This window comes from Streptomyces sp. NBC_00096, assembly GCF_045041305.1.
Lineage (GTDB): Bacteria > Actinomycetota > Actinomycetes > Streptomycetales > Streptomycetaceae > Streptomyces.
Map to the genome: position 1 here is coordinate 1310647 of NZ_CP108221.1, position 21014 is coordinate 1331660.

At 71.4% G+C, this 21014-nt stretch carries 21 protein-coding genes; 6 read left to right on the plus strand and 15 right to left on the minus strand.

Annotated features, from left to right (window positions below):
* Window positions 1-78: 78 nt before the first annotated feature.
* Window positions 79-2130 (minus strand): APC family permease, encoded by a 2052-nt coding sequence (locus tag OG904_RS05515; RefSeq protein ID WP_405487956.1) that lies wholly within the window; start codon window positions 2128-2130, stop codon window positions 79-81.
* A gap of 241 nt (window positions 2131-2371) precedes the next feature.
* Here OG904_RS05515 and OG904_RS05520 point away from each other — a divergent pair, with 241 nt between their 5' ends.
* Together OG904_RS05520 and OG904_RS05525 are read left to right on the plus strand one after the other, a co-directional pair.
* The gene (locus tag OG904_RS05520) at window positions 2372-3040 is read left to right on the plus strand and encodes a potassium channel family protein (RefSeq protein WP_405487958.1); all 669 of its coding nucleotides are present in this window, start codon (window positions 2372-2374) and stop codon (window positions 3038-3040) included.
* The gene (locus tag OG904_RS05525; RefSeq protein WP_214953432.1) at window positions 3037-3699 is read left to right on the plus strand and encodes a TrkA family potassium uptake protein; all 663 of its coding nucleotides are present in this window, start codon (window positions 3037-3039) and stop codon (window positions 3697-3699) included. The genes OG904_RS05520 and OG904_RS05525 overlap by 4 nt, the downstream gene beginning before the upstream one ends.
* A gap of 108 nt (window positions 3700-3807) precedes the next feature.
* Here OG904_RS05525 and OG904_RS05530 read toward each other — a convergent pair whose 3' ends face one another.
* The 7 genes from OG904_RS05530 to OG904_RS05560 all read right to left on the minus strand — a co-directional run bounded on the left by OG904_RS05530 (window position 3808) and on the right by OG904_RS05560 (window position 10505).
* Window positions 3808-4554, minus strand: coding sequence for a DUF3159 domain-containing protein (locus tag OG904_RS05530; protein ID WP_405487960.1), 747 nt, complete (start codon window positions 4552-4554; stop codon window positions 3808-3810).
* 2 nt (window positions 4555-4556) lie between these two features.
* The gene (locus tag OG904_RS05535) at window positions 4557-4985 is read right to left on the minus strand and encodes an OB-fold nucleic acid binding domain-containing protein (RefSeq protein WP_405487962.1); all 429 of its coding nucleotides are present in this window, start codon (window positions 4983-4985) and stop codon (window positions 4557-4559) included.
* Between the two features lie 50 nt (window positions 4986-5035).
* On the minus strand, window positions 5036-5722 hold the full coding sequence (locus OG904_RS05540) for a response regulator (RefSeq protein WP_328301268.1): 687 nt from the start codon (window positions 5720-5722) through the stop codon (window positions 5036-5038).
* Window positions 5719-8325 carry an ATP-binding protein gene (locus OG904_RS05545; RefSeq protein ID WP_405487965.1) on the minus strand — a complete coding sequence of 869 codons (2607 nt, stop codon included), beginning with the start codon at window positions 8323-8325 and terminating at the stop codon, window positions 5719-5721. The genes OG904_RS05540 and OG904_RS05545 overlap by 4 nt, the downstream gene beginning before the upstream one ends.
* 278 nt (window positions 8326-8603) lie before the next feature.
* Window positions 8604-9386, minus strand: coding sequence for a DUF3710 domain-containing protein (locus OG904_RS05550; RefSeq protein ID WP_405487967.1), 783 nt, complete (start codon window positions 9384-9386; stop codon window positions 8604-8606).
* A 1-nt stretch (window position 9387) separates the two neighbouring features.
* A complete protein-coding gene (gene dut, locus OG904_RS05555) occupies window positions 9388-9921 on the minus strand; it encodes a dUTP diphosphatase (protein WP_405487969.1) in 534 nt (177 codons plus the stop codon).
* On the minus strand, window positions 9921-10505 hold the full coding sequence (locus OG904_RS05560; protein WP_405487971.1) for a PaaI family thioesterase: 585 nt from the start codon (window positions 10503-10505) through the stop codon (window positions 9921-9923). Before OG904_RS05560 ends, dut begins: the two co-directional genes overlap by 1 nt.
* 58 nt (window positions 10506-10563) lie before the next feature.
* Here OG904_RS05560 and OG904_RS05565 point away from each other — a divergent pair, with 58 nt between their 5' ends.
* Window positions 10564-11025 (plus strand): DUF3093 domain-containing protein, encoded by a 462-nt coding sequence (locus OG904_RS05565; protein ID WP_405487973.1) that lies wholly within the window; start codon window positions 10564-10566, stop codon window positions 11023-11025.
* A 23-nt stretch (window positions 11026-11048) separates the two neighbouring features.
* Here OG904_RS05565 and OG904_RS05570 read toward each other — a convergent pair whose 3' ends face one another.
* From OG904_RS05570 to OG904_RS05585, 4 genes are all read right to left on the minus strand, one after another.
* Complete coding sequence (locus OG904_RS05570) at window positions 11049-11972, minus strand: hypothetical protein (protein ID WP_405487975.1); 924 nt, start codon at window positions 11970-11972, stop codon at window positions 11049-11051.
* A 12-nt stretch (window positions 11973-11984) separates the two neighbouring features.
* On the minus strand, window positions 11985-12281 hold the full coding sequence (locus OG904_RS05575) for a DUF4193 domain-containing protein (protein ID WP_112451146.1): 297 nt from the start codon (window positions 12279-12281) through the stop codon (window positions 11985-11987).
* A gap of 384 nt (window positions 12282-12665) precedes the next feature.
* Window positions 12666-13910 carry a HAMP domain-containing sensor histidine kinase gene (locus OG904_RS05580; protein ID WP_328301261.1) on the minus strand — a complete coding sequence of 415 codons (1245 nt, stop codon included), beginning with the start codon at window positions 13908-13910 and terminating at the stop codon, window positions 12666-12668.
* Window positions 13911-13915: 5 nt separating this feature from the next.
* Window positions 13916-14569, minus strand: coding sequence for a response regulator transcription factor (locus OG904_RS05585; RefSeq protein WP_112451148.1), 654 nt, complete (start codon window positions 14567-14569; stop codon window positions 13916-13918).
* 326 nt (window positions 14570-14895) lie between these two features.
* Between OG904_RS05585 and OG904_RS05590 the strand changes: the two genes are divergently transcribed.
* The gene (locus OG904_RS05590; protein ID WP_405487978.1) at window positions 14896-15069 is read left to right on the plus strand and encodes a hypothetical protein; all 174 of its coding nucleotides are present in this window, start codon (window positions 14896-14898) and stop codon (window positions 15067-15069) included.
* Window positions 15070-15191: 122 nt separating this feature from the next.
* On the opposite strand, the gene OG904_RS05595 is transcribed toward OG904_RS05590, so the two are convergent.
* Window positions 15192-15995 (minus strand): inositol monophosphatase family protein, encoded by an 804-nt coding sequence (locus tag OG904_RS05595; protein ID WP_405487980.1) that lies wholly within the window; start codon window positions 15993-15995, stop codon window positions 15192-15194.
* 68 nt (window positions 15996-16063) lie between these two features.
* Entirely contained in the window at window positions 16064-17239 is a 1176-nt protein-coding gene (locus OG904_RS05600) for a ferrochelatase (protein WP_405487982.1), read from the minus strand.
* 169 nt (window positions 17240-17408) lie between these two features.
* Here OG904_RS05600 and OG904_RS05605 point away from each other — a divergent pair, with 169 nt between their 5' ends.
* Entirely contained in the window at window positions 17409-18671 is a 1263-nt protein-coding gene (locus OG904_RS05605) for an MFS transporter (RefSeq protein WP_405487984.1), read from the plus strand.
* Window positions 18616-19950, plus strand: a complete 1335-nt coding sequence (locus tag OG904_RS05610) for a D-arabinono-1,4-lactone oxidase (protein ID WP_405487986.1) — start codon at window positions 18616-18618, stop codon at window positions 19948-19950. The genes OG904_RS05605 and OG904_RS05610 overlap by 56 nt, the downstream gene beginning before the upstream one ends.
* 64 nt (window positions 19951-20014) lie before the next feature.
* Here the strand turns inward: OG904_RS05610 and OG904_RS05615 are convergent, their stop codons facing one another.
* Complete coding sequence (locus tag OG904_RS05615; RefSeq protein ID WP_405487988.1) at window positions 20015-20851, minus strand: hypothetical protein; 837 nt, start codon at window positions 20849-20851, stop codon at window positions 20015-20017.
* Between the last annotated feature and the right edge of the window lie 163 nt (window positions 20852-21014).

Below are 21014 nucleotides of genomic sequence, written 5' to 3' on the forward strand. Positions count from 1 at the left end.
CCGGACGACCGACCCACCAGTTTACGTGGATCTCGTCCGGCCGTTCGCCATCAGCCCTGAGCCGTCAGCCCTGAGCCGTCAGCCCTTGGCCGCCGGGTCCTTCGGCCGCGGGGCGTCCACGGGCCCGCGGCGCACCGCGCCCGGGGCGTTCCATTCGGCCCGCTTCTTGGCCCGCTTCTTCGCGAGCTCCGAGGACTGCAGCTGGTAGGGCACCGAGGTGACCATGACTCCGGGGGTGAAGAGGAGCCGGCCCTTGAGCCGCAGCGCGCTCTGGTTGTGGAGCAGGTGCTCGTACCAGCGCCCGACGACGTACTCGGGGATGTACACGCTGACGGCGTCGCGCGGGTTCTCGCTGCGCAGGCCCTTCACGTACTCGACCACCGGGCGGGTGATCTCCCGGTACGGCGAGTCGAGGATCTTCAGCGGGACGTTGATCCCGCGCCGCTCCCACTCCTCCTTGAGCGCCTTGGTCTCGGCCTCGTCCACGTTGACGCTGAGCGCCTCCAGCCGGTTGGAGTGCAGGAGCTTGGCGTAGGCCAGGGCCCGCAGGGTGGGCTTGTGGAGCTTGGAGACCAGGACGACGGAGTGGACCCGCGAGGGCCGCACGTACTCGTCGGGGCGTTCCTCGGCGGCGGCGATCTCGGTGGAGACCCGGTCGTAGTGCTTACGGATCGCGGTCATCGTGCCGTAGAAGATCACCATGCCGAGCAGGGCGACCCAGGCCCCGTGGGTGAACTTGGTGGCGAGTACGACGACCAGGACCAGGCCCGTGAAGAAGGCGCCGAAGGTGTTGATCGCGCGGGAGCGGATCATGTGGCGGCGCTTTGCGGGGTCCGTCTCGGACTTCAGGTGGCGGTTCCAGTGCCGGACCATGCCGGTCTGGCTGAGCGTGAAGGAGACGAAGACGCCGACGATGTAGAGCTGGATCAGCTTCGTCGAGTCGGCCCCGTAGATCCAGGTGAGCAGCGCGGCGGCGCCGGCGAGGAGCACGATGCCGTTGGAGAAGGCGAGCCGGTCGCCGCGGGTGTGCAGCTGGCGCGGCAGGTAGCGGTCCTGGGCGAGGATCGAGCCGAGCAGCGGGAAGCCGTTGTACGCGGTGTTGGCGGCGAGGAACAGGACGAGCGCGGTGGCGGCGGCCAGCAGGACGAAGAGGAAGGACCCCTTGCCGAAGACCGCCTCGGCCACCTGGGAGATCACCGGGTTCTGGACGTACCCGGCGCCGACGGCCACGCCGTTGTCGAGCAGGTCGAGCGCGGGCTTCTCGGCCATCTTGACGTCGGTGGCCATGGCCAGGCCGATGATGCCGCAGAACATGGTCACGGCCAGCCCGCCCATGAGGGCCAGGGTGGTCGCGGCGTTCTTGCTCTTGGGCTTGCGGAAGGCGGGTACGCCGTTGCTGATGGCCTCGACGCCGGTCAGGGCGGCGCAGCCGGAGGAGAAGGCGCGCAGCAGCAGGAAGACCAGCGCGAAACCGGCGAGGCCCTGGTGCTCGGGTTTGATCTCGAAATCGGCCGTCGGGGCCTTCATGGTGTCGTCGAGGACGAGCCCGCGCCAGGCGCCCCAAGCGATCATGATGAATACGCCCGCGACGAAGATGTAGGTCGGAATCGCGAAGAGCTTTCCGGATTCCTTCATGCCGCGCAGATTCAGCAGGGTGAGCAGCAAGATCGTCCCGACCGCGCAGAGCACCTTGTGCTCCACGACGAAGGGGATGGCCGAGCCGAGGTTCTCCACGCCCGAGGCGATGGACACGGCGACCGTGAGGACGTAGTCGACGAGCAGGGCGCTCGCGACGGTGAGGCCGGCCTTGGGTCCGAGGTTGGTGTTGGCGACCTCGTAGTCACCGCCGCCGCTGGGGTAGGCGTGGACGTTCTGCCGGTAGGAGGCGACCACGGTGAACATCAGCACCACGACCGCGACCGCGATCCAGGGGCTGAAGTGGTACGCCGACACACCCGCGATCGACAGGACCAGCAGGACCTCGCCAGGGGCATATGCCACCGAGGAGAGCGGGTCGGACGCGAAGACAGGAAGGGCGATCCGCTTGGGAAGGAGTGTTTCCCCGAGGCGGTCGCTGCGTAGCGCCCGGCCGATCAGGATCCGTTTGGGCACGTCGGTCAGTTTGGACACGCAGAGGATCGTAAGCGTTCGATATCAGGCTGACGAACCCGCACCCCTCTACACGGCAATACGGCCCCTATATGCCATCCAAACGCGGCGCATACGCCCCGCTGCGCCCCGCCGACTGCCCCTGAAGAGGGCACACTGGTGACCGCCCGTGTGTAGCTTGGGCCATGGTCTGAGACCCTGTTAAGCCAGAGCAGCAATGAGGCTGGAAACCAGCGAGCCGCTGACAGCCGGAAGGACGGCCGTGCACATCGTCATTATGGGCTGCGGAAGAGTGGGCTCCGCCCTCGCGCAGACCCTGGAACAGCAGGGGCATACGGTCGCGGTCATCGACCAGGACCCCACCGCATTCCGCCGGCTGGGGGCGTCCTTCGGCGGCCGCCGCGTGACCGGAGTCGGCTTCGACCAGGACACGCTTCGCGAGGCCGGCATCGAGGACGCGGGTGCCTTCGCGGCGGTCAGCAGTGGTGACAATTCCAACATCATCGCCGCCCGCGTGGCCCGCGAGATGTTCGGCGTCGAGAACGTCGCCGCCCGCATCTACGACCCCAAGCGCGCCGAGGTCTACCAGCGCCTGGGCATCCCCACCGTCGCGACCGTCCGGTGGACCGCCGACCAGATGCTCCGCCGGCTGCTGCCGTCGGGCGCGGAACCGCTGTGGCGCGACCCGAGCGGCGGTGTCCAGCTCGCCGAGGTGCACACCTCCACCGCCTGGGTCGGCCACAAGGTCAGCCAGCTGCAGGAGGAGACCGGCGTCCGCGTCGCCTTCCTCACCCGGCTGGGCGAGGCCATGCTGCCGACATCGGCGACCGTCCTGCAGGAGGGCGACCTCGTCCACGTGATGATGCGCACGGACGAGATCGACAAGGTGGAGGCGTCCTTCGCCGAGGGTCCTGAGGAGGCACACGCATGAGGGTCGCGATCGCCGGAGCCGGCGCGGTGGGACGTTCCATCGCGGGCGAGCTGCTGGAGAACGGCCACGAGGTGCTCCTCGTGGACAAGGCCCCGACCGCCATCTCGGTGGAGCGGGTGCCGCAGGCCGAGTGGCTGCTGGCCGATGCCTGCGAGATCACCTCGCTCGACGAGGCGGCGCTGCAGCGGTGCAACGTGGTCATCGCAGCGACGGGTGACGACAAGGTCAACCTGGTCGTCTCCCTCCTCGCGAAGACCGAGTACGGGGTCCCGCGGGTCGTCGCCCGCGTGAACAACCCGAAGAACGAGTGGCTCTTCAACGAGTCCTGGGGCGTCGACGTCGCCGTCTCCACGCCGCGCCTGATGTCGGCGCTGGTCGAGGAGGCCGTCAGCGTCGGTGACCTGGTGCGCCTGCTGCGCTTCAGCCACGGCGACGCCAACCTGGTCGAGCTGACCCTGCCCGCCGACTCCCAGGTCGCCGGCAAGCAGATCAGTGAGATCACCTGGCCCGAGGACACCTCGCTGGTCACGATCATCCGGGGCAACCGGGTGCTCACCCCGCACGGCGAGGAGACCCTGGAGCCGGGCGACGAGCTCCTCTTCGTGGCCGCCCAGGCCCGCGAGGAGCAGCTGGAGGACCTCCTCCAGGCCGCGGACTAGCCCGCGGCCGGCCCGCGGCCCGCTGGACGTCCGAGGGGCGCCGACCATCGTGGTCGGCGCCCCTCGCTCACATCGTGCACATCGCTCACATCACCGGACGGGCCGGATCTACCGGCCCCGCTCCGCGGCCTTCGCGGCCTTCGCCGCCTTCTCGGCGGCTTCCTCCGCCTCCCACTCCGCGATCACGTTGATCGGCGGCGGCGCCTTCGCAAGGAAGACCCACGTGAAGTACACCGCCAGCACCATCGGCGGCAGCTTCAGCGCGATCAGCACCCAGCCCAGCTGCGTCGCGTCGCCCCACCAGTACAGCGGGAAGAGGATCGCGTACTTCGCGAGGAAGATCAGGCCCCAGGCCAGACTGGCCTTGGTGTACGCCTTCTTGCGCCCGGGGTTGCGCGTGCGCCAGGACAGGTTCTCCTTGAACACCGGGCCCAGGATCACCCCCAGCAGCGGGAAGCCCACCAGCGCGGAGAGCGTGAAGGCCACGCCCAGGCCGGCGCCGTAGATCATGCCGGGCAGGTAGAAGCCCTTCGCGCTCCCCGTGAACAGGGCGAAGGCCACGCCGACTCCCACGCCGAAGACCCCGCTGAAGGCGTGCTTCACCGTGTCCTTGCGCAGCAGCCGCACGATCACCAGCAGGACCGCCACGGCGCCCGCCGCGATGGCGGAGCTCTTCACGTCCTTGTTGATCGTGTAGATCATGACGAAGAGCAGGCCGGGGAGCATCGTCTCCACGGTGCCCCGGATGCCCCCGAAGGCGTCGAAGAGGGCGGCCTGCGTCACGGCCTTCTGGTCCGCCGACGGTTCGGCGGCGGGGTCCACGTCAGGCGTGGCCGGTTTGTCGAGTGACGTCACCGTCAGTGCTCCTGTCCGAGCGGTCGGAGTTCGTACTTCGGGTTGAAGAGCACCCGACGGCCGTGGCTCATCGAGATCCGCCCGGAAGCGATCATGCGACGGCCGGGTTCGATTCCCACGATCGAGCGACGCCCGAGCCATACGACGTCCAGCGCGGCCGAGCCGTCGAACAGCTCGGCCTCCAGCGCGGGGACGCCCGCGCGCGGTCGCAGGGTGACGGTACGCAGGGTCCCGGTCACCTTGACTATCTGACGGTCGTGGCAGTCGCAGATCCGCGTGCAGCCCGCGGCTTCTGCGTCCTCCTGCAGCTCCGCCGAATGCAGCTCCTCCTGCGAGGTGGACAGCCGCTCAATCATCCGGCGGAACCGGCCCGCCGGCCTGGCGGGCTTCGCCGGCTTCGCGGGGATCTCGGGACGCGGTTCAGCACTCATACAGGAAGCGTACCGGCGCCACGCTCACCTCTCGTAGCGGTATCTCACGCTCACCTCTCGAAGCGGTATCCCATGCCCGGTTCGGTGATGAAGTGCCTGGGGTGCGAGGGGTCGGTCTCCAGTTTGCGCCGCAGCTGGGCCATGTAGACCCGCAGGTAGTTGCTCTCGGTCCCGTACGAGGGGCCCCAGACCTCCTGGAGCAGCTGCTTCTGGCTGACCAGCTTGCCGCCGTTGCGGACCAGCACCTCCAGCAGGTGCCATTCGGTGGGCGTGAGGCGTACGTCCCGGCCCGCGCGCACCGCCTTCTTCGCCGCGAGGTCCACCGTGAAGGTCTCGGTCTCCACGGTCACCTCGTCCTCGCCGGCCCCGGCCCCCGGTTCGGCCCGCCGGACGGCGGCCCGCAGCCGGGCGAGCAGCTCGTCCATGCCGAAGGGCTTGGTGACGTAGTCGTCGGCGCCCGCGTCCAGGGCCTCGACCTTCTCGTCGGAGCTGTGCCTGGCGGAGAGGACCAGGATCGGGACCCGGGTCCAGCCGCGCAGCCCCTTGATCACCTCGACGCCGTCCATGTCGGGCAGGCCCAGGTCCAGGACGACGACGTCGGGGTGGCGGGCGGCCGCCATCTCCAGGGCGCTCGCCCCGTCCGCGGCCGCGTCGACCTCGTACTTGCGGGCCTTCAGGTTGATCACGAGGGCTCGGACGATCTGGGGTTCGTCGTCCACCACGAGCACCCGGGTCATTGGGGTCCTGCCTTCTGTCGTATCGAATCAAGATCAGAATCAAGCTCAGCATCCACGCTGCGGCCCTCGCCGTCCACGCTCACGTGGGCCTGCGGCCGACCGTTGGTCACCGCCCGCAGGGTGAGCACCATGGTGAGCCCGCCCCCGGGGGTGTCCTCCGCCGTCAGCGTGCCGTCCATGGCCTCGGCGAAGCCGCGCGCGACCGCCAGCCCCAGCCCCACCCCCGCTCCGCGCGGCGCGTCCCCGTGCCGCTGGAAGGGGGCGAAGATCCGGTCCCTGGCCTCCTCCGGCACGCCCGGCCCGCGGTCCACGACCCGTACCTCGACCCGGTCGCCGAGGAAACTGGCCGCCACCAGCACCCGCTCCCCCGCCGGGCTGTACTTGACCGCGTTCTCCACCACGTTGGCCACGGTCCGCTCCAGCAGCCCGGGGTCCACCGCCACCATGGGCAGCGTCTCCGGGATGTCCAGCAGCACGCTGCCCTCGGGTACGCCGCCCAGCGCCATCGGGACCACCTCGTCGAGGTCGATCTCGCGGATCAGCGGGGTGACGGTGCCGGTCTGGAGCCTCGACATGTCCAGCAGGTTGCCCACGAGGTGGTCGAGCCGGTCGGCGCCCTCCTCGATGCCCGCCAGGAGCTCCGCGCGGTCCTCCTCGGACCATTCCACGTCGTCGGAGCGCAGCGAGCTGACGGAGGCCTTGATGGAGGCCAGCGGGGTACGCAGGTCATGGCTGACGGCGGCCAGCAGCGCGGTCCGGATCCGGTTGCCCTCCGCCATCCGGCGGGCCTCCTCCGCCTCCCCGACCAGCCGCTGCCGGTCGAGCACGACGGCCGCCTGGGCGGCGAAGGCGCCGAGCACGCGGCGGTCCTCGGCGGGCAGCACCCGCCCGGACAGGGCCAGCGCCATGTGGTCGCCGATCGGCATGTCCACATCGGCGTCCTCGGGGCGGGAGACCGGGTTCGGGCCGACGCTGCCGGCCGGCTGCCAGGGCTCCACGTCGCTCTCGCGCTCCAGCAGCGCCACCGACTCCATGGCGAAGGTCTCGCGCACCCGCTCCAGCAGCGCGTCCAGCGTGGTCTCGCCGCGCAGCACGCTGCCGGCGAGGAAGGAGAGGATCTCGGACTCGGCGCGCAGCCTGGCGGCCTGGTGGGTGCGACGGGCGGCCGCGTCCACCACGGAGGCCACGGATCCGGCGACGCCGAAGAAGACGGCGATGGCGACGATGTTCTTCGGGTCGGAGATGGTGAAGCGGTGGATCGGCGGGGCGAAGTAGTAGTTCAGCAGCAGGGAGCCGACGGCCGCGGAGGCCAGCGCCGGGTAGAGCCCGCCGAGCAGCGCGGCGGCCACGGTCAGGGCCAGGAAGAGGAGCATCTCGTTGGCGAGACCGGGGTCGTTGTCCACGTGCGTGAGCAGCGCCGCGAGCAGCAGCGGCAGGATCACCCCGGCGACCCAGCCGGCCACGATCCGGGTCCGGCCGAGCCGCGCCGCCGAGCGGACCACGGGCAGGCCGCGGCCCTTGTTGGCCTGCTCGTGCGTGACGATGTGGACGTCGAGGTCGGGCCCGGAGTCGCGGGCGACGGTGGCGCCGACGCCGGGGCCGAACACGTACCGCCAGGAGCGGTGGCGGCTGGAGCCGAGCACGATCTGGGTGGCGTTGACCCCGCGGGCGAATTCGAGCAGCGCCTCGGGAACGTTGTCGCCGATCACATGGTGAAACGTTCCGCCAAGGTCCTCGACCAGCGTCCGCTGGACCGCGAGCTCCTTCGGCGAGGCGGCGGTCAGCCCGTCGCTGCGGGCGATGTAGACGGCCAGGATCTCGCTGCCCGAGCCCTTCGCCGCCACCCGGGACGCGCGCCGGATCAGGGTGCGCCCCTCCGGGCCGCCGGTGAGGCCGACGACGATGCGCTCGCGGGCCTGCCAGGTGGAGCGGATGTTGTGCTCGCCCCGGTACTGCTGGAGGTACTCGTCGGCCCGGTCGGCGACCCAGAGCAGGGCGAGCTCGCGCAGGGCGGTGAGGTTTCCGGGGCGGAAGTAGTTGGAGAGGGCCGCGTCGACCTTGTCCGATTTGTAGATGTTGCCGTGGGCCATCCGGCGGCGCAGGGCCTGCGGGGACATGTCGACCAGCTCGATCTGGTCCGCGCGGCGCACCACCTCGTCCGGGACGGTCTCGCGCTGCCGCACCCCGGTGATCGACTCCACCACGTCGCCGAGGGACTCCAGGTGCTGGATGTTGACGGTGGAGATCACGTCGATGCCGGCCCGCAGCAGCTCCTCCACGTCCTGCCAGCGCTTGGCGTTGCGCGAACCCGGGACGTTGGTGTGGGCCAGCTCGTCGACCAGGGCGATGGACGGCTTGCGCGCGAGGATCGCGTCCACGTCCATCTCGGTGAAGGCTGCCCCCCGGTACGAGAGCTCCCGGCGCTCCACCTGTTCCAGGCCGTGCAGCATGACCTCGGTGCGCGGCCGCCCGTGGTGCTCGACGAAACCCACGACGCAGTCGGAGCCGCGCTCCACCCGGCGGTGGCCCTCCGAGAGCATGGCGTACGTCTTGCCCACTCCGGGTGCCGAGCCGAGATAGATCCTGAGCTTGCCGCGTCCCATGCGCTCATTCTCCGGGACGTTCGCCCCGTTCACGCGCCGATCAGGGCGTATGCGCCGATCTCTGACGGATCCCTGACACCCCGGGTGACCCCGGTCACGCCGGGTCCGGAGCGGGGGGGCGGGCACCGCTCCGGGCTCCGGGCTCCGGGCTCCGGGCTCCGGGCTCCGGGCTCCGGGCCCGGGGCAGGACCCGGGGCCGGAGCGGGCGCCCCCGGACGCGGCCGTGGGCCGCGCCCCCGGAGGGACGCGGCCCACGGCCGTACGGGTTCGCACCGGGGTCAGCGGACCTCGGTGATCTCCGGGCCGCGCTCCAGCTGGCCCATGCCCCCGCCGAAGCGGGAGCCTTCCTGCTCCTCGGTCTGCACGCCGTCCGGCACCATCTGCGCGTCGTTCGGCAGCTTCAGGACGATCGGGTCGCGGGGGGCCATCGGACCCTCGCCGCGGACCACGACGGTGTCCAGGAAGATCCGCTCCAGCACCCCGGCCGACTCGGGGCGCACCGCGCCCTGGCCGGAGATGACACCGCGCAGGAACCAGCGCGGGCCGTCCACGCCGACGAAGCGGACCAGCTGGGCGCCGGTCTGCCCGTCCGGCAGCGGTACGGGCACCTGCGCGCGCAGCTCCCAGCCCAGCGGACCCTCGACCTCGTCGATGATGCCGCCCTGCTTGGTGATGCCCTCGGCGATCTCCTCGCGGACCTCGCCCCAGATGCCCTCCCTGCGGGGCGCGGCGAAGGCCTGCAGCTGTACGGCACTGTCGCCGAGCACCACGGTCGCGGCGACGATCGCGTCACCGGCGACCTCGACGCGCAGCTCCATGCCCTCGACCCCGGGCACGAAGATGCCGCCGAGGTCCACCCGCCCCTCCTCGGGGTTGCCGGGGACCTCGGAGATGTCCCACGGGCCGTCGGGCCGCGGGGCCGGCGGCAGGTTCACCCTGCGCGGTTGTGCCCCGTCGGTCTCCTCCGTGCCGTCCTGCTCATCGGCACCGACGCCGTCGACGACCTGCTCGGCCGCGCCGCCGTCCTTGACGGAGTCGTTCTTCTTGCGACGTCCGAACACGTCACTGTCCTTCCCGGTCGGATACGACCGAAGCGTAGCCATTCCCACCCTGCTGACCAGCGCCGGATCCGGCCACGGCCGCATGACCGCCGGTGGAGCCGAAACCCCCCTCGGCCCGCGCCGAGTCGGGAAGTTCCGCCACCTCGTGGAAGCGCACCCTCTCGACCCGCTGGACAACCAGCTGGGCAATGCGGTCGAAACGCTCGAACCTGACGCTCTCGCGCGGGTCGAGATTGACCACGATCACCTTGATCTCCCCACGGTACCCGGCATCCACCGTCCCCGGGGCATTCACGAGCGCGAGCCCGCACCGGGCGGCCAGGCCGGAGCGCGGGTGAACGAACGCCGCGTACCCGTCGGGCAGTGCGATGGAGACCCCGGTGGGCAGTACCGCCCGCTCACCCGGCTCCAGTTCGGCGGCCACGGTGGTGACCAGATCGCAGCCGGCGTCACCGGGGTGACCGTAGGCCGGAATCGGCACCTCCGGGTCGACGCGCCTGATCGACACGTCCACGCCGGTGTTGTTCTCAGACATCAGGGGTTCACCTCGAAGGCGCGTGCGCGCCTGACCTGGTCCGGGTCGGCCATCGCCGCCCGGATCTCCTCGGGCCGTCCGTTGTCGGTGAAGTGGTCGACCTTCACCTCGATGAAGAGGGCGTCCGCGCGCAGTGCGACCGGGCCCTCGGGTCCGCCTATTCGGCCGACCGCGCTGGAGTAGATCTTCCGGCCGGCGACGGCCGTGACCTCCGCCTCCAGGTACAGCACCGTGCCCACGGGCACGGGGCGGACGAAGTCCGTCTCCAGCCGGCCGGTGACGGCTATGACGCGCAGCAGCCAGTTCAGGGAGCCGAGGGTCTCGTCGAGCGCGGTGGCCAGGACGCCGCCGTGGGCGAGGCCGGGCGCGCCCTGGTGGGCGGGCTTGACGGTGAACTCGGCGCTGACGCGCACGCCCTCGCCCGCGCGGGCCTCCAGGTGGAGTCCGTGCGGCTGGCCGCCGCCACAGCCGAAACAGTGCTCGTAGTGCGCGCCGAGGAGCTCTCCGGGTGCCGGGGCATCGGGATGCCGCACCGGCGCCGCGGCATCGGCGGGGGGCGTCAACGCTGTGTTTCGTCCACTCACAGCCGCAGACCTTACCCGCGCGGCTACCCGCCGGTCGCCTCGTGGCAGGCTTGGCCGCATGCAGCTCTCCCCCGCGCACCACGACGAACGTCTGACCGCCCCCCGCTCCTGGTGGGGGATCGCCGTACTCACCGGCCTCGCGTGCGCGCTGATGCTGCTGCCGCTCGGGACGCTGCCGCTGCTGGCCGGGCTCGTCGGGGGCACCGCGCTGACGGGGCTGCTGGTGAGTTCGTACGGCTCCCAGCGCGTGCGCGTGGTGGGCGGCGCGCTGGCCGCCGGTGACGCCCGGATCCCGGTGTCGGCCCTGGGCGACCCGGAGGTCCTGGACGCGGAGGAGGCCCGCGCCTGGCGCACGTACAAGGCCGACATGCGCGCCTTCATGCTGATGCGCAGCTACGTGCCGACGGCGGTCCGCGTCGAGGTCACCGACCCGGCGGACCCGACCCCGTACGTCTACGTCTCCACCCGTGAGCCCGAGGCGCTGGCGGCGGCCATCCGCGCGGCGCAGGGCGCGGCCTGAGCCGGGTCTGAGCGCGGTCCGGCCTAGGAGGTGTCGCGGGGGTCGAACGGCCGGCCCTCGATGGCGGCCCTGGCTGCCCCGGGAAGGGGCTCGGCGGGCCGCTCAAGGGGCGGGAGCTGCGGCATCGAGTTCCAGGGCACGGCCCGGGTCCGCAGGTCCGCACGCACCTTCTCGGCGAGTTTGCGGGTGTCGCGGCGGTTCATGACCGCTCCGACTGCGGCGCCGACCATGAACGGCATCAGGTTGGGCAGGTTGCGGAACATCCGCTTCATGATCTGTTGGCGCAGTTCGCGCTTCATCTGACCGCCCAGCGCCGCGTTCAGCGTCGTCGGCTTGGTCAGGTCGACCCCGCGCTCCTCCGTCCACGACGTGAGGTAGGCGAGGCTGCGTTGCTTGAGGTTGCCGGGCGGCCGCAGGCCGTAGACCTCGTGGAGTTCGGCGATGAGCTTCAGCTCGATCGCGGCGACCCCGGTGATCTCGGCGGCCAGCTCGGCCGGCATGGCGGGCGGCACCGGCAGCATGGCCGCGGCGCCGATCCCCGCACCGACGGTGGAGGTGGCGTTCGCGGCGCCGGAGATCAGCTTGTCGGCGAGCTGATCGGGCCCGAGGCCCGGGAACTGCGCGCGCAGGGTCGCGAGGTCCCGAACCGGAACGCGCGGGGCGTTCTCGATGACTCGGTCGGTGAGGTAAAGGGCGGCGGCCCTGGCACTTTCGCCGCCCTTGCGCACACCGTTCTTGACGGCTTGCAGCCGACGGACCCCGGAGCGGCTCCGGGACCCCTCGCCGGCCTCGGAGGCCGACGGCACCGCCTCGGCGGTGTCGGGGAGCACGGCGGGTACGCCGGGGGCTCCAGGGCCCGTGTTCAGGCCCCCGGCTCCCTCGTGCGTCTCCGCCGGATCACCAGCTTTCCGGAAGCGCAGCTTCCGAAATGGTGTCGAGCCAGTCACGGCCGACGCCTCTCAGTCGCATTCGCGACAGATCGGCTGACCGTTCTTCTCGCGTGCCAGCTGGCTGCGGTGGTGCACCAGGAAGCAGCTCGTGCAGGTGAACTCGTCGGCCTGCTTGGGCAGGACCCGAACGGCCAGTTCCTCGTTGGAGAGGTCCGCGCCGGGCAGGTCGAGGCCTTCCGCATTGTCGATTTCGTCCAGGTCGACGTTCGAGGACGACTTCTCGTTGCGACGAGCCTTCAGCTCTTCGATGCTGTCGTTGTCTACGTCGTCGTCGGTCTTGCGCGGGGTGTCGTAGTCCGTTGCCATAGTTCGCTCTCCCCCTCTGGGATTTAGCGGGTGTCTCAGCGCACGTAACGCGCGAGAGGCCGGACTTGTGCCCGACCTGAGGCGGAGATTTTGCCTCACATCAAGGTCTGTTACTCAATCGACACCCAGCCGCACATCAGAAGGAGCGATTGGCTGGGATGACGACCGGGACCGTACACGGTCCGGGGGCCGTCTTGCACAAACGCCACCCCATGTATTTTCCGCCGCTAGGTGGGCCGGAAACCCGGACTTCCCGGGCTTTCCGGCCCACCCGAGGTCACTGAACGCATATGGCCGGACACTCGACACTGTGATCGATCGCACAGAAGTCACTGCCTTCACGAGGCAAGCATTCAGCCAACAGCGAACACGGGGTGGGGGGAATCACAAGGGTAGAGTGACACGCATCACGAGGCCACCGCCTTCCCGCGGTACCGCCTGGATCCTCCCGCCGTGTGCGCGCGCCACGGAGCGCGCGATCGAGAGGCCGAGCCCGACGCCCTTGTCACTGCCCGTGCGCTCCGTACGCAGCCGTCTGAAGGGCTCGAAGAGGTTGTCCACCTCGTACGCGGGAACCACGGGACCCGTGTTCGATACCAGCAGGACCGCCTGGCCGTGCACGGCCTCGGTGGTGACCTCCACCCAGCCGCCCTCCGGCACGTTGTACCGGACGGCGTTCTGCACCAGGTTGAGCGCGATCCGCTCCAGCAGTACGCCGTTGCCCTGTACGACGGCCAGCGCGCGCTCGCCGCGGATCTCGACGCCCTTGGCCTGGGCCTCCGCACGGGCCTGGTCGAGGGCGCGCGAGGCCACCTCCGCCAGGTCCACGGGCTTGCGCTCGATGATCTGGTTGTCGCTGCGGGCCAGCAGCAGCAGGCCCTCGACCAGCTGCTCGCTGCGCTCGTTGGTGGCGAGCAGGGTCTTGCCGAGCTGCTGCAGCTCCACCGGCGCCCCGGGGTCGGAGAGGTGCACCTCCAGCAGCGTCCGGTTGATGGCCAGCGGCGTCCTCAGCTCGTGCGAGGCGTTGGCCACGAACCGCTGTTGCGCCGAGAAGGCCCGCTCCAGCCGGTCGAGCATCTCGTCGAAGGTGTCGGCGAGCTCCTTGAGCTCGTCGTCCGGCCCGTCCAGCTCGATCCGCCGGGTCAGGTCGGAACCGACCACCCGGCGGGCGGTCCGGGTGATCTTGCCCAGCGGCGAGAGCACCCGACCGGCCATCGCATAGCCGAAGGCGAAGGCGATGATGCTCAGTCCCATCAGCGCCATCAGCGACCGGCTCAGCAGGTCGTCCAGCGCGTGCCGCCGCTGTTCGAGGATGCACGTGTTGATCGCGGCGTTGAACTGGTCGGGCATCTGCCCGGTACCGCTCACTCCGGGACAGCTGCTGGTGACCTGGATCGGGCCGCCGCCCACGATGGTGAACGGGAGCGCGTTGCCCTGCCGCAGCGCCTGCGCCGCCAGCAGGTAGATGATCGACAGCAGCAGGATGCCGGCGATCAGGAACATCCCGCCGTACAGCAGCGTGAGGCGTATCCGGATGGTCGGCCGCAGCCAAGGGAAAGGACCCTCGGGCTGGCCGGGGTCCCAGGTCGGTTTCGGTGGCGCCGGTGGTGGCGCCGGGGTCGCTGCCACCCGCGTCAGATCCGGTAGCCGGAACCGGGGACGGTCACGATGACCGGCGGCTCCCCGAGCTTGCGGCGCAGGGTCATCACCGTCACGCGCACCACGTTGGTGAAGGGGTCGGTGTTCTCGTCCCACGCCTTCTCCAGGAGCTGCTCGGCGGACACGACCGTGCCCTCGCTGCGCATGAGGACCTCCAGCACCGCGAACTCCTTCGGCGCCAGCTGCACCTCCTTGCCCTCGCGGAACACCTCGCGCCGGTTCGGGTCCAGCTTGATTCCCGCGCGCTCCAGCACCGGGGGCAGAGCCACGGTGGTGCGGCGCCCGAGGGCCCGTACCCGGGCGGTCAGCTCGGTGAACGCGAAGGGCTTGGGCAGATAGTCGTCCGCCCCGATCTCCAGGCCCTCGACCCGGTCGCTCACGTCCCCGGACGCCGTCAGCATGAGCACGCGGGTGGGCATGCCGAGCTCGACGATCTTCCGGCAGACGTCGTCACCGTGTACGAGCGGGAGGTCCCGGTCGAGCACGACCACGTCGTAGTCGTTCACTCCGACGCGTTCGAGGGCCGCGGCGCCGTCGTACACGACGTCCACGGCCATGGCCTCCCGGCGCAGTCCGGTGGCCACCGCATCGGCGAGCAGCTGCTCGTCCTCGACGACGAGTACGCGCACGTCGTTTCCTTCCTCAGAGCCCGTCAGGGCAGGCGTGTGATGCGTCGTCCATCCTGCCCCTTTCGGCGGTAAACCGGCTGTAAGACGCCGCGCGGGACCTCCCGCGGGCATCCGCGGGGGCGGGACCGGGGGCGTCCGCGCGGGCGTCCGCGGGACCTCGGCGGGGAGGTCCCGGGTCCGTCCCCGCGGACGGACGTGAGGATTCCCTCGCCTTGCGAGGTTTCTGGGGCCAGGGCGGCGGGGAGGACGATTTCACACCCCGAACACTCCCTGACGGCGGGCCGCCACGTGCCGCCGCCGACCCACGAAGAGGGGGCGCACCCATCATGGACGCATTCACCGCGGGTCTCCTGCAGCGCATCAGGAACACGCAGTCGGACCTCAGGCAGGCCCGCGAGACGGGCGACGACTTCCTCGTGGAAGTGGAACAGGCGGAGCTGGAAGACCTCCAGCGCCTCGCCGCCGATCACGGCGTACCGGTCACCGTCTCCGTCTGCTGATCCCACGCCCGACCGACCCAACACACCCTCGAACCCCGGCGGCCGCCACCGGCCTCCGGGGTTCCCTCATATGTGCCGGGCCGATCCGTTCGGTCGCGGCCGATCCGTTCAGGCGCGGCCGCTCAGTCGTGCCAGGCCCCGGCCTCGTCCAGCAGCGGCCGCAGCGAGGCGAACACCGCGGGGGTCGCGGCCAGCGCGAGCTCGCCCGAGGCGCTCTCGCCCGGCCGGCCGCCGGTCAGCGCGCCGGCCTCCCGCGCGATCAGCTCGCCCGCCGCCAGGTCCCAGGGGTTCAGCCCCCGCTCCCAGTACCCGTCCAGCCGCCCGGCGGCCACGTCGCACAGGTCGATCGCCGCCGACCCGCCCCGCCGGATGTCCCGGACCAGCGGGATGATCCGCTGCACCACGTCGGCCTGGTGGGCCCGCCGGGTCTGGACGTACGCGAACCCGGTCCCGATCAGCGCCTGGTCCAGCGGGGCGGCCGGCCGGCACGCGAGCCGGGTCCCGTCCAGCCACGCGCCGCGCCCGAGCACCGCGTGGTAGGTCTCCCCGCGCATCGGCGCCGCCACCACGCCGGCCACGGTCTCGCCCAGGTACTCGGCCGCGATGGACACGCCCCAGGTCGGCAGCCCGTAGAGGTAGTTCACGGTGCCGTCCAGCGGGTCGATGACCCACCGCACGCCGCTGGTCCCGGGCGTGTCGGAGCCCTCCTCGCCCAGCAGCCCGTCCTCGGGCCGCCGCTCGCCGAGGATGCCGGTGATCAGCTTCTCGGCCGCGATGTCCATCTCGGTCACCACGTCGATCGGGCTCGTCTTGGTCGAGGCGACCGCCAGATCGGCCGGCCGGCCGTCCCGCAGCAGCGCCCCCGCCCGGCCGGCCGCCTCCAGGGCCACGTCCAGCAGTTCGGTCTTCAGCTCTTCGGAGATCACGCCCGGCTCCAGTTCTTCCACTCGTACGGACCGTCCGTGCGTACGGCCCGTCTGTGCGTACGGACCCGCTACGCGTACGGACTGTCCACGCCCGCGGCCGCCGGCCGGGGCCCCCGTGCCGGGCAGCAGCCCACGGCACACAGATCATGGCTCGCTCCGAGCAGGCCGAGCGCGCAACGCTCCACGGCCTCCCCGCGTTCCGCCGCGGCCCGCTCCAGCACGAGGTCCCGTACCGCCGCCGCGAACCGCGGGTCGGCGCCCACCGTCGCGGAGCGGGCGATCGGCAGGCCCAGCTCGGCGGCCTTCGCCGTCGCCTCCGTGTCGAGGTCGTACAGCACCTCCATGTGGTCCGAGACGAAGCCGATCGGCACCATGACCACCGCCGGGGCGCCCGCACCGTGCAGGGCCTCCAGGTGGTCGCAGATGTCCGGCTCCAGCCACGGGATGTGCGGGGCTCCGCTGCGCGACTGGTAGACGAGCTCCCAGGGCAGTTCGGTGCCGGTCTCGGCGCGCACCGCGTCGGCGATCACCTTCGCGAGGTCCAGGTGCTGCTTGACGTAGGCCCCGCCCCCGCCGTCCGCGGTGTGGTCCGCGGCCGGGCCGGAGGCGTCCGCGGCCGCGGTCGGGATGGAGTGCGTGGTGAAGGCCAGGTGGGCCCCGGCGCGGACCTCCCCGGGCAGCGACTCCAGTGCGGCCAGCACCCCGTCGATCATGGGCTGCACGAAGCCGGGGTGGTTGAAGTAGTGCCGCAGCTTGTCGACCTTCGGCAGGTCCGCCGCGGCCGTGCCCTCCTCCACGAGCAGGCCGAGCGCGTCGGCGAGGTTCTCGCGGTACTGCCGACAGCCCGAGTACGAGGCGTACGCGCTGGTCGCGAGCACCGCGATGCGCCGGCGCCCGTCGGCCGCCAGCTCGCGCATCACGTCGTTCAGGTACGGGGCCCAGTTGCGGTTGCCCCAGTAGACCGGCAGGTCCAGCCCGTGCTCCGCGAAGTCCTTGCGCAGCGCGTCCAGCAGCTCGCGGTTCTGCCCGTTGATCGGGCTGACGCCGCCGAAGCCGAAGTAGTGCTGCCCGACCTCCTTGAGGCGCTCGCGCGGGATGCCGCGCCCGCGCGTGACGTTCTCCAGGAACGGCACGACGTCTTCGGGCCCCTCGGGACCGCCGAAGGACAGCAGCAGGAGGGCGTCGTAGGGGGCGGCGGGGCCTTCGGCCGGGCCGGCGGCGGGGGCGCGGAGCTGGTCAGACATGCTTCGAATCCTGCCACCCGCGGCCGCCGGCCGGGAAACAGGCCCGGCGTCCGAACCCGCCCCATCGCAGGTAAGGTCACCCTTACTTCCTCTTGCCCTTTCCCCATGCGGGCGCCATGTGTGCGGTCGTAACCTGTATGGGCCAATGACGTCCCTTACGGAGGGCACCTTGCCCAGTCCCTACCGCGCGATCTTCGCCGCACCCGGGAGCCGCGGGTTCAGCGCGGCCGGCCTGATAGGCCGCCTGCCGATCTCCATGGTCGGCGTCGGCATCCTCACGATGATCTCCGAGCTCACCGGCCGCTACTCACTGGCCGGCGCGCTCACCGCCACCCTCGCGCTCTCCGCCGCCGTGGTCGGCCCCCAGGTCTCCCGCCTGGTCGACCAGTACGGCCAGCGGCGCGTCCTGCGTCCCGCGACCCTGCTGGCCGTCGTCGCCGTCGCCGGCCTGCTGCTCTGCGCGGCCAACAACGCGCCCGACTGGACCCTGTTCGTCTTCTCCGCCCTCGCCGGCTGCGTGCCGAGCGTGGGCTCGATGATCCGCGCCCGCTGGACGGCCATCTACCGCGACTCCCCGCGTGAACTGCACACGGCGTACTCCCTGGAGTCGGTCCTCGACGAGGTCTGCTTCATCTTCGGCCCGATCATCGCCATCGGGCTCTCCACCACCTGGTTTCCCGAGGCCGGCCCGCTGGTCGCCGGGGTCTGCCTGCTGGTGGGCGTGTGGTGGCTGACCGCGCAGCGCTCCACCGAGCCGGCCCCGCACCCGCGCGGCGAGGACACCGACAGGACCTCGGCGCTGCGCTCCCCCGGACTCCAGGTGCTGATGGCCACCTTCGTGGCCACCGGGGCCATCTTCGGCTCCATCGACGTGGTCACCCTGGCCTTCGCCGAGGAGCAGGGACACAAGGCCGCCGCCAGCTTCATCCTCGCCATCTGGGCGGTCGGATCCTGCCTCGCGGGGATCGTATTCGGCCTGCTGCCCCTCAAGGGCAAGGCCGAACGCAGGTGGGTGCTGGGCATATGTGCGATGGCCGTGAGTATGATCCCCCTCCTACTGGCCGGGAACCTTCCGTTTCTGGCCGTGGCGCTCTTCGTCTCGGGCCTCGCCATCGCTCCCACGATGATCACCACGATGGCCCTGATCGAGGCGCACGTACCACGCGCGAAGCTGACCGAGGGCATGACCTGGATCAGCACCGGCCTCGCGGTCGGGGTCGCGCTCGGCTCCTCCGTGGCCGGCTGGGTCATCGACGCCGCCGGCGCGAGGACCGGGTACGTCGTCTCCATCTCGGCGGGGACCGCCGCGGCGGCGGTGGCGTTCGCGGGTTACCGCCGGCTGACGAGGTCGGCGCAAGGGGAGGAGCGCGTCAGCGATGGCGACGACGGGGACAGCAGGGAACAGCGGGACACGGACCGCCGCGTGGCATAACTGGGCGGGCAACGTCACTGCCACGCCCGCACGCGTGGTCACCCCGGCATCGGTCGGGGAGCTCCAGGAGGCGGTCCGCCGGGCCGCCGGGGACGGGCTGAAGGTGAAGGCGGTCGGCACCGGCCATTCCTTCACGGCGGCCGCCGCCACCGACGGCGTACTGATCCGCCCGCAAGCGCTGGCCGGGATCCAGGCGATCGACCGGGACGCGGGCACCGTGACGGTGGCGGCGGGCACGGTCCTCAAGGACCTCAACCTGGCCCTCGCCGGGGAGGGCCTGTCGCTCACCAACATGGGCGACATCATGGAGCAGACGGTCTCCGGCGCCACCAGCACCGGGACCCACGGCACCGGCCGCGACTCCGCCTCCATCGCCGCCCAGATCCGCGGCCTGGAGCTGGTCACCGCCGACGGGCGGCTGCTGGCGTGCTCGGAGAAGGAGAATCCCGAGGTCTTCGCAGCGGCCCGGCTGGGCATCGGGGCGCTCGGCATCGTCACCGCGATCACCTTCGCCGTGGAGCCGCTCTTCTTCCTGACCGCCCGTGAGGAGCCGATGGGCTTCGACCGGGTGACCGCCGAGTTCGACCAGCACCACGCGGAGAACGAGCACTTCGAGTTCTACTGGTTCCCGCACACCGGCAACTGCAACACCAAGCGCAACAACCGCAGCCAGGGCCCGGCCGCCCCGCCCGGAGCGGTCTCCGCCTGGGTCGAGGACGAGCTGCTCTCCAACGGCGTCTTCCAGGCCGTCAACTCCGTCGGCCGCGCGGTCCCGGCGGCCATCCCCGCCATCGCCCGGGTCGCGAGCCGCGCCCTGTCGGCGCGTACCTACACGGACATCCCGTACAAGGTGTTCACCAGTCCGCGCCGGGTGCGGTTCGTGGAGATGGAGTACGCCCTTCCGCGCGAGGGCGTCGTCGGGGCGCTGCGGGAGCTGAAGGCCATGGTCGACCGCTCCGACCTGCGGATCAGCTTCCCGGTGGAGGTGCGGACGGCTCCGGCGGACGACATCACCCTGTCCACGGCCTCGGGCCGGGAGAGCGCGTACATCGCGGTCCACATGTACAAGGGCACCCCGTACCAGGCCTACTTCACGGCCGCCGAGCGCATCTTCACGGCGCACGGCGGGCGGCCGCACTGGGGCAAGGTGCACACCCGGGACGCCGAGTACTTCGCCCGGGTGTACCCGCGCTTCGGCGAGTTCACGGCGCTCCGGGACCGGCTGGACCCGGACCGGACCTTCGGCAACGACTACCTGCGGCGCGTGCTGGGGGACTGAGGACGGGGCCGCCTCCGGGGGTCGGCTCAGGGGGCGGCCCAGTCGGTCGGCTCCGGGGTCCGGCTCAGGGGGTCGGCGTGGAGCCGGAGCCGGAGCCGCCCGCGTCGCCGGCGCCCGGCGTCGACTGCCCGGCGCCCGGCGTCGGGGACTTCGAGGGCGTGGTGCTCGGCGAGGGATCGGGCTTCGGCGGGGTCGGGCTGGGGCTGGGGCTGGACGACGGGTCCGGGGACGGCGAGGCGTCCGGGTCGGTCCGGTGGCTCGGGCCCGACTTCGGGCTCGAGGTGCCCGGGGAGCTCCCGGTCTGCGGGGTCTTCCCGCCCGACCCGCCGGTCCCGTCCCGGTCCGGGGCGGTCCTGCCGCTGCCCGCCTTCTGGGTGCCGCCGGAGAACACGGTCCCGCCGCCCTTGCTGACGGAGGTGCCGGCGACGGCCTCGTAGGTCCCTATGCCGCCCAGGGCGATGGCGAACGCCAGGCCGGAGGCGAGCGCCGTGCGCTTCCAGCCCCGTACCCGGCTGCCGTGCACGGTGGCCGCGCCGAACTCCTCCGGGAGCTCCGGGGGCGGGGCCTGGCGCAGCATCATCGTGCCGTCGGGCGCCCGCACCTCGTGGGGCGCCCCGCGCGGCCCCTCCACCGGGACCTGACGGCTCCTCGGGCGGGCGGACTCGCGCAACTGGTCGCCGGTGCGGCGGAAGAAGTGCTGGATGACGGGCCCGCCGGCGGTGGCCACCACGCTCACCACACCGGCGCCGAGGATGGTCCCGTAGACGCCCATCTGCGAGGCGAGCAGGGCAGCCGCGACGGTGGCCAGCGAAGAACCCGCGACCTGAGCCGCACTCAGGTCGAGCTTCTTCTTCTCCTGCTCCTGCTCCGGCCCGGTGTCCTGCGCCGCCTTCTGACCCATCGCCATCCCCTGCGTGTCCTGCCTCTCGCGCTTCTCCGCTTCCTTCAGTTACTGACACATGAGCGAAACGGATAGTTCCATTTCCGGAGATTCTGTGAAGCAAGACACCTGAAAACGGACGCACGCCCAGGTCCGGCCGGATGTGGACCCGATCCGGGGCAGC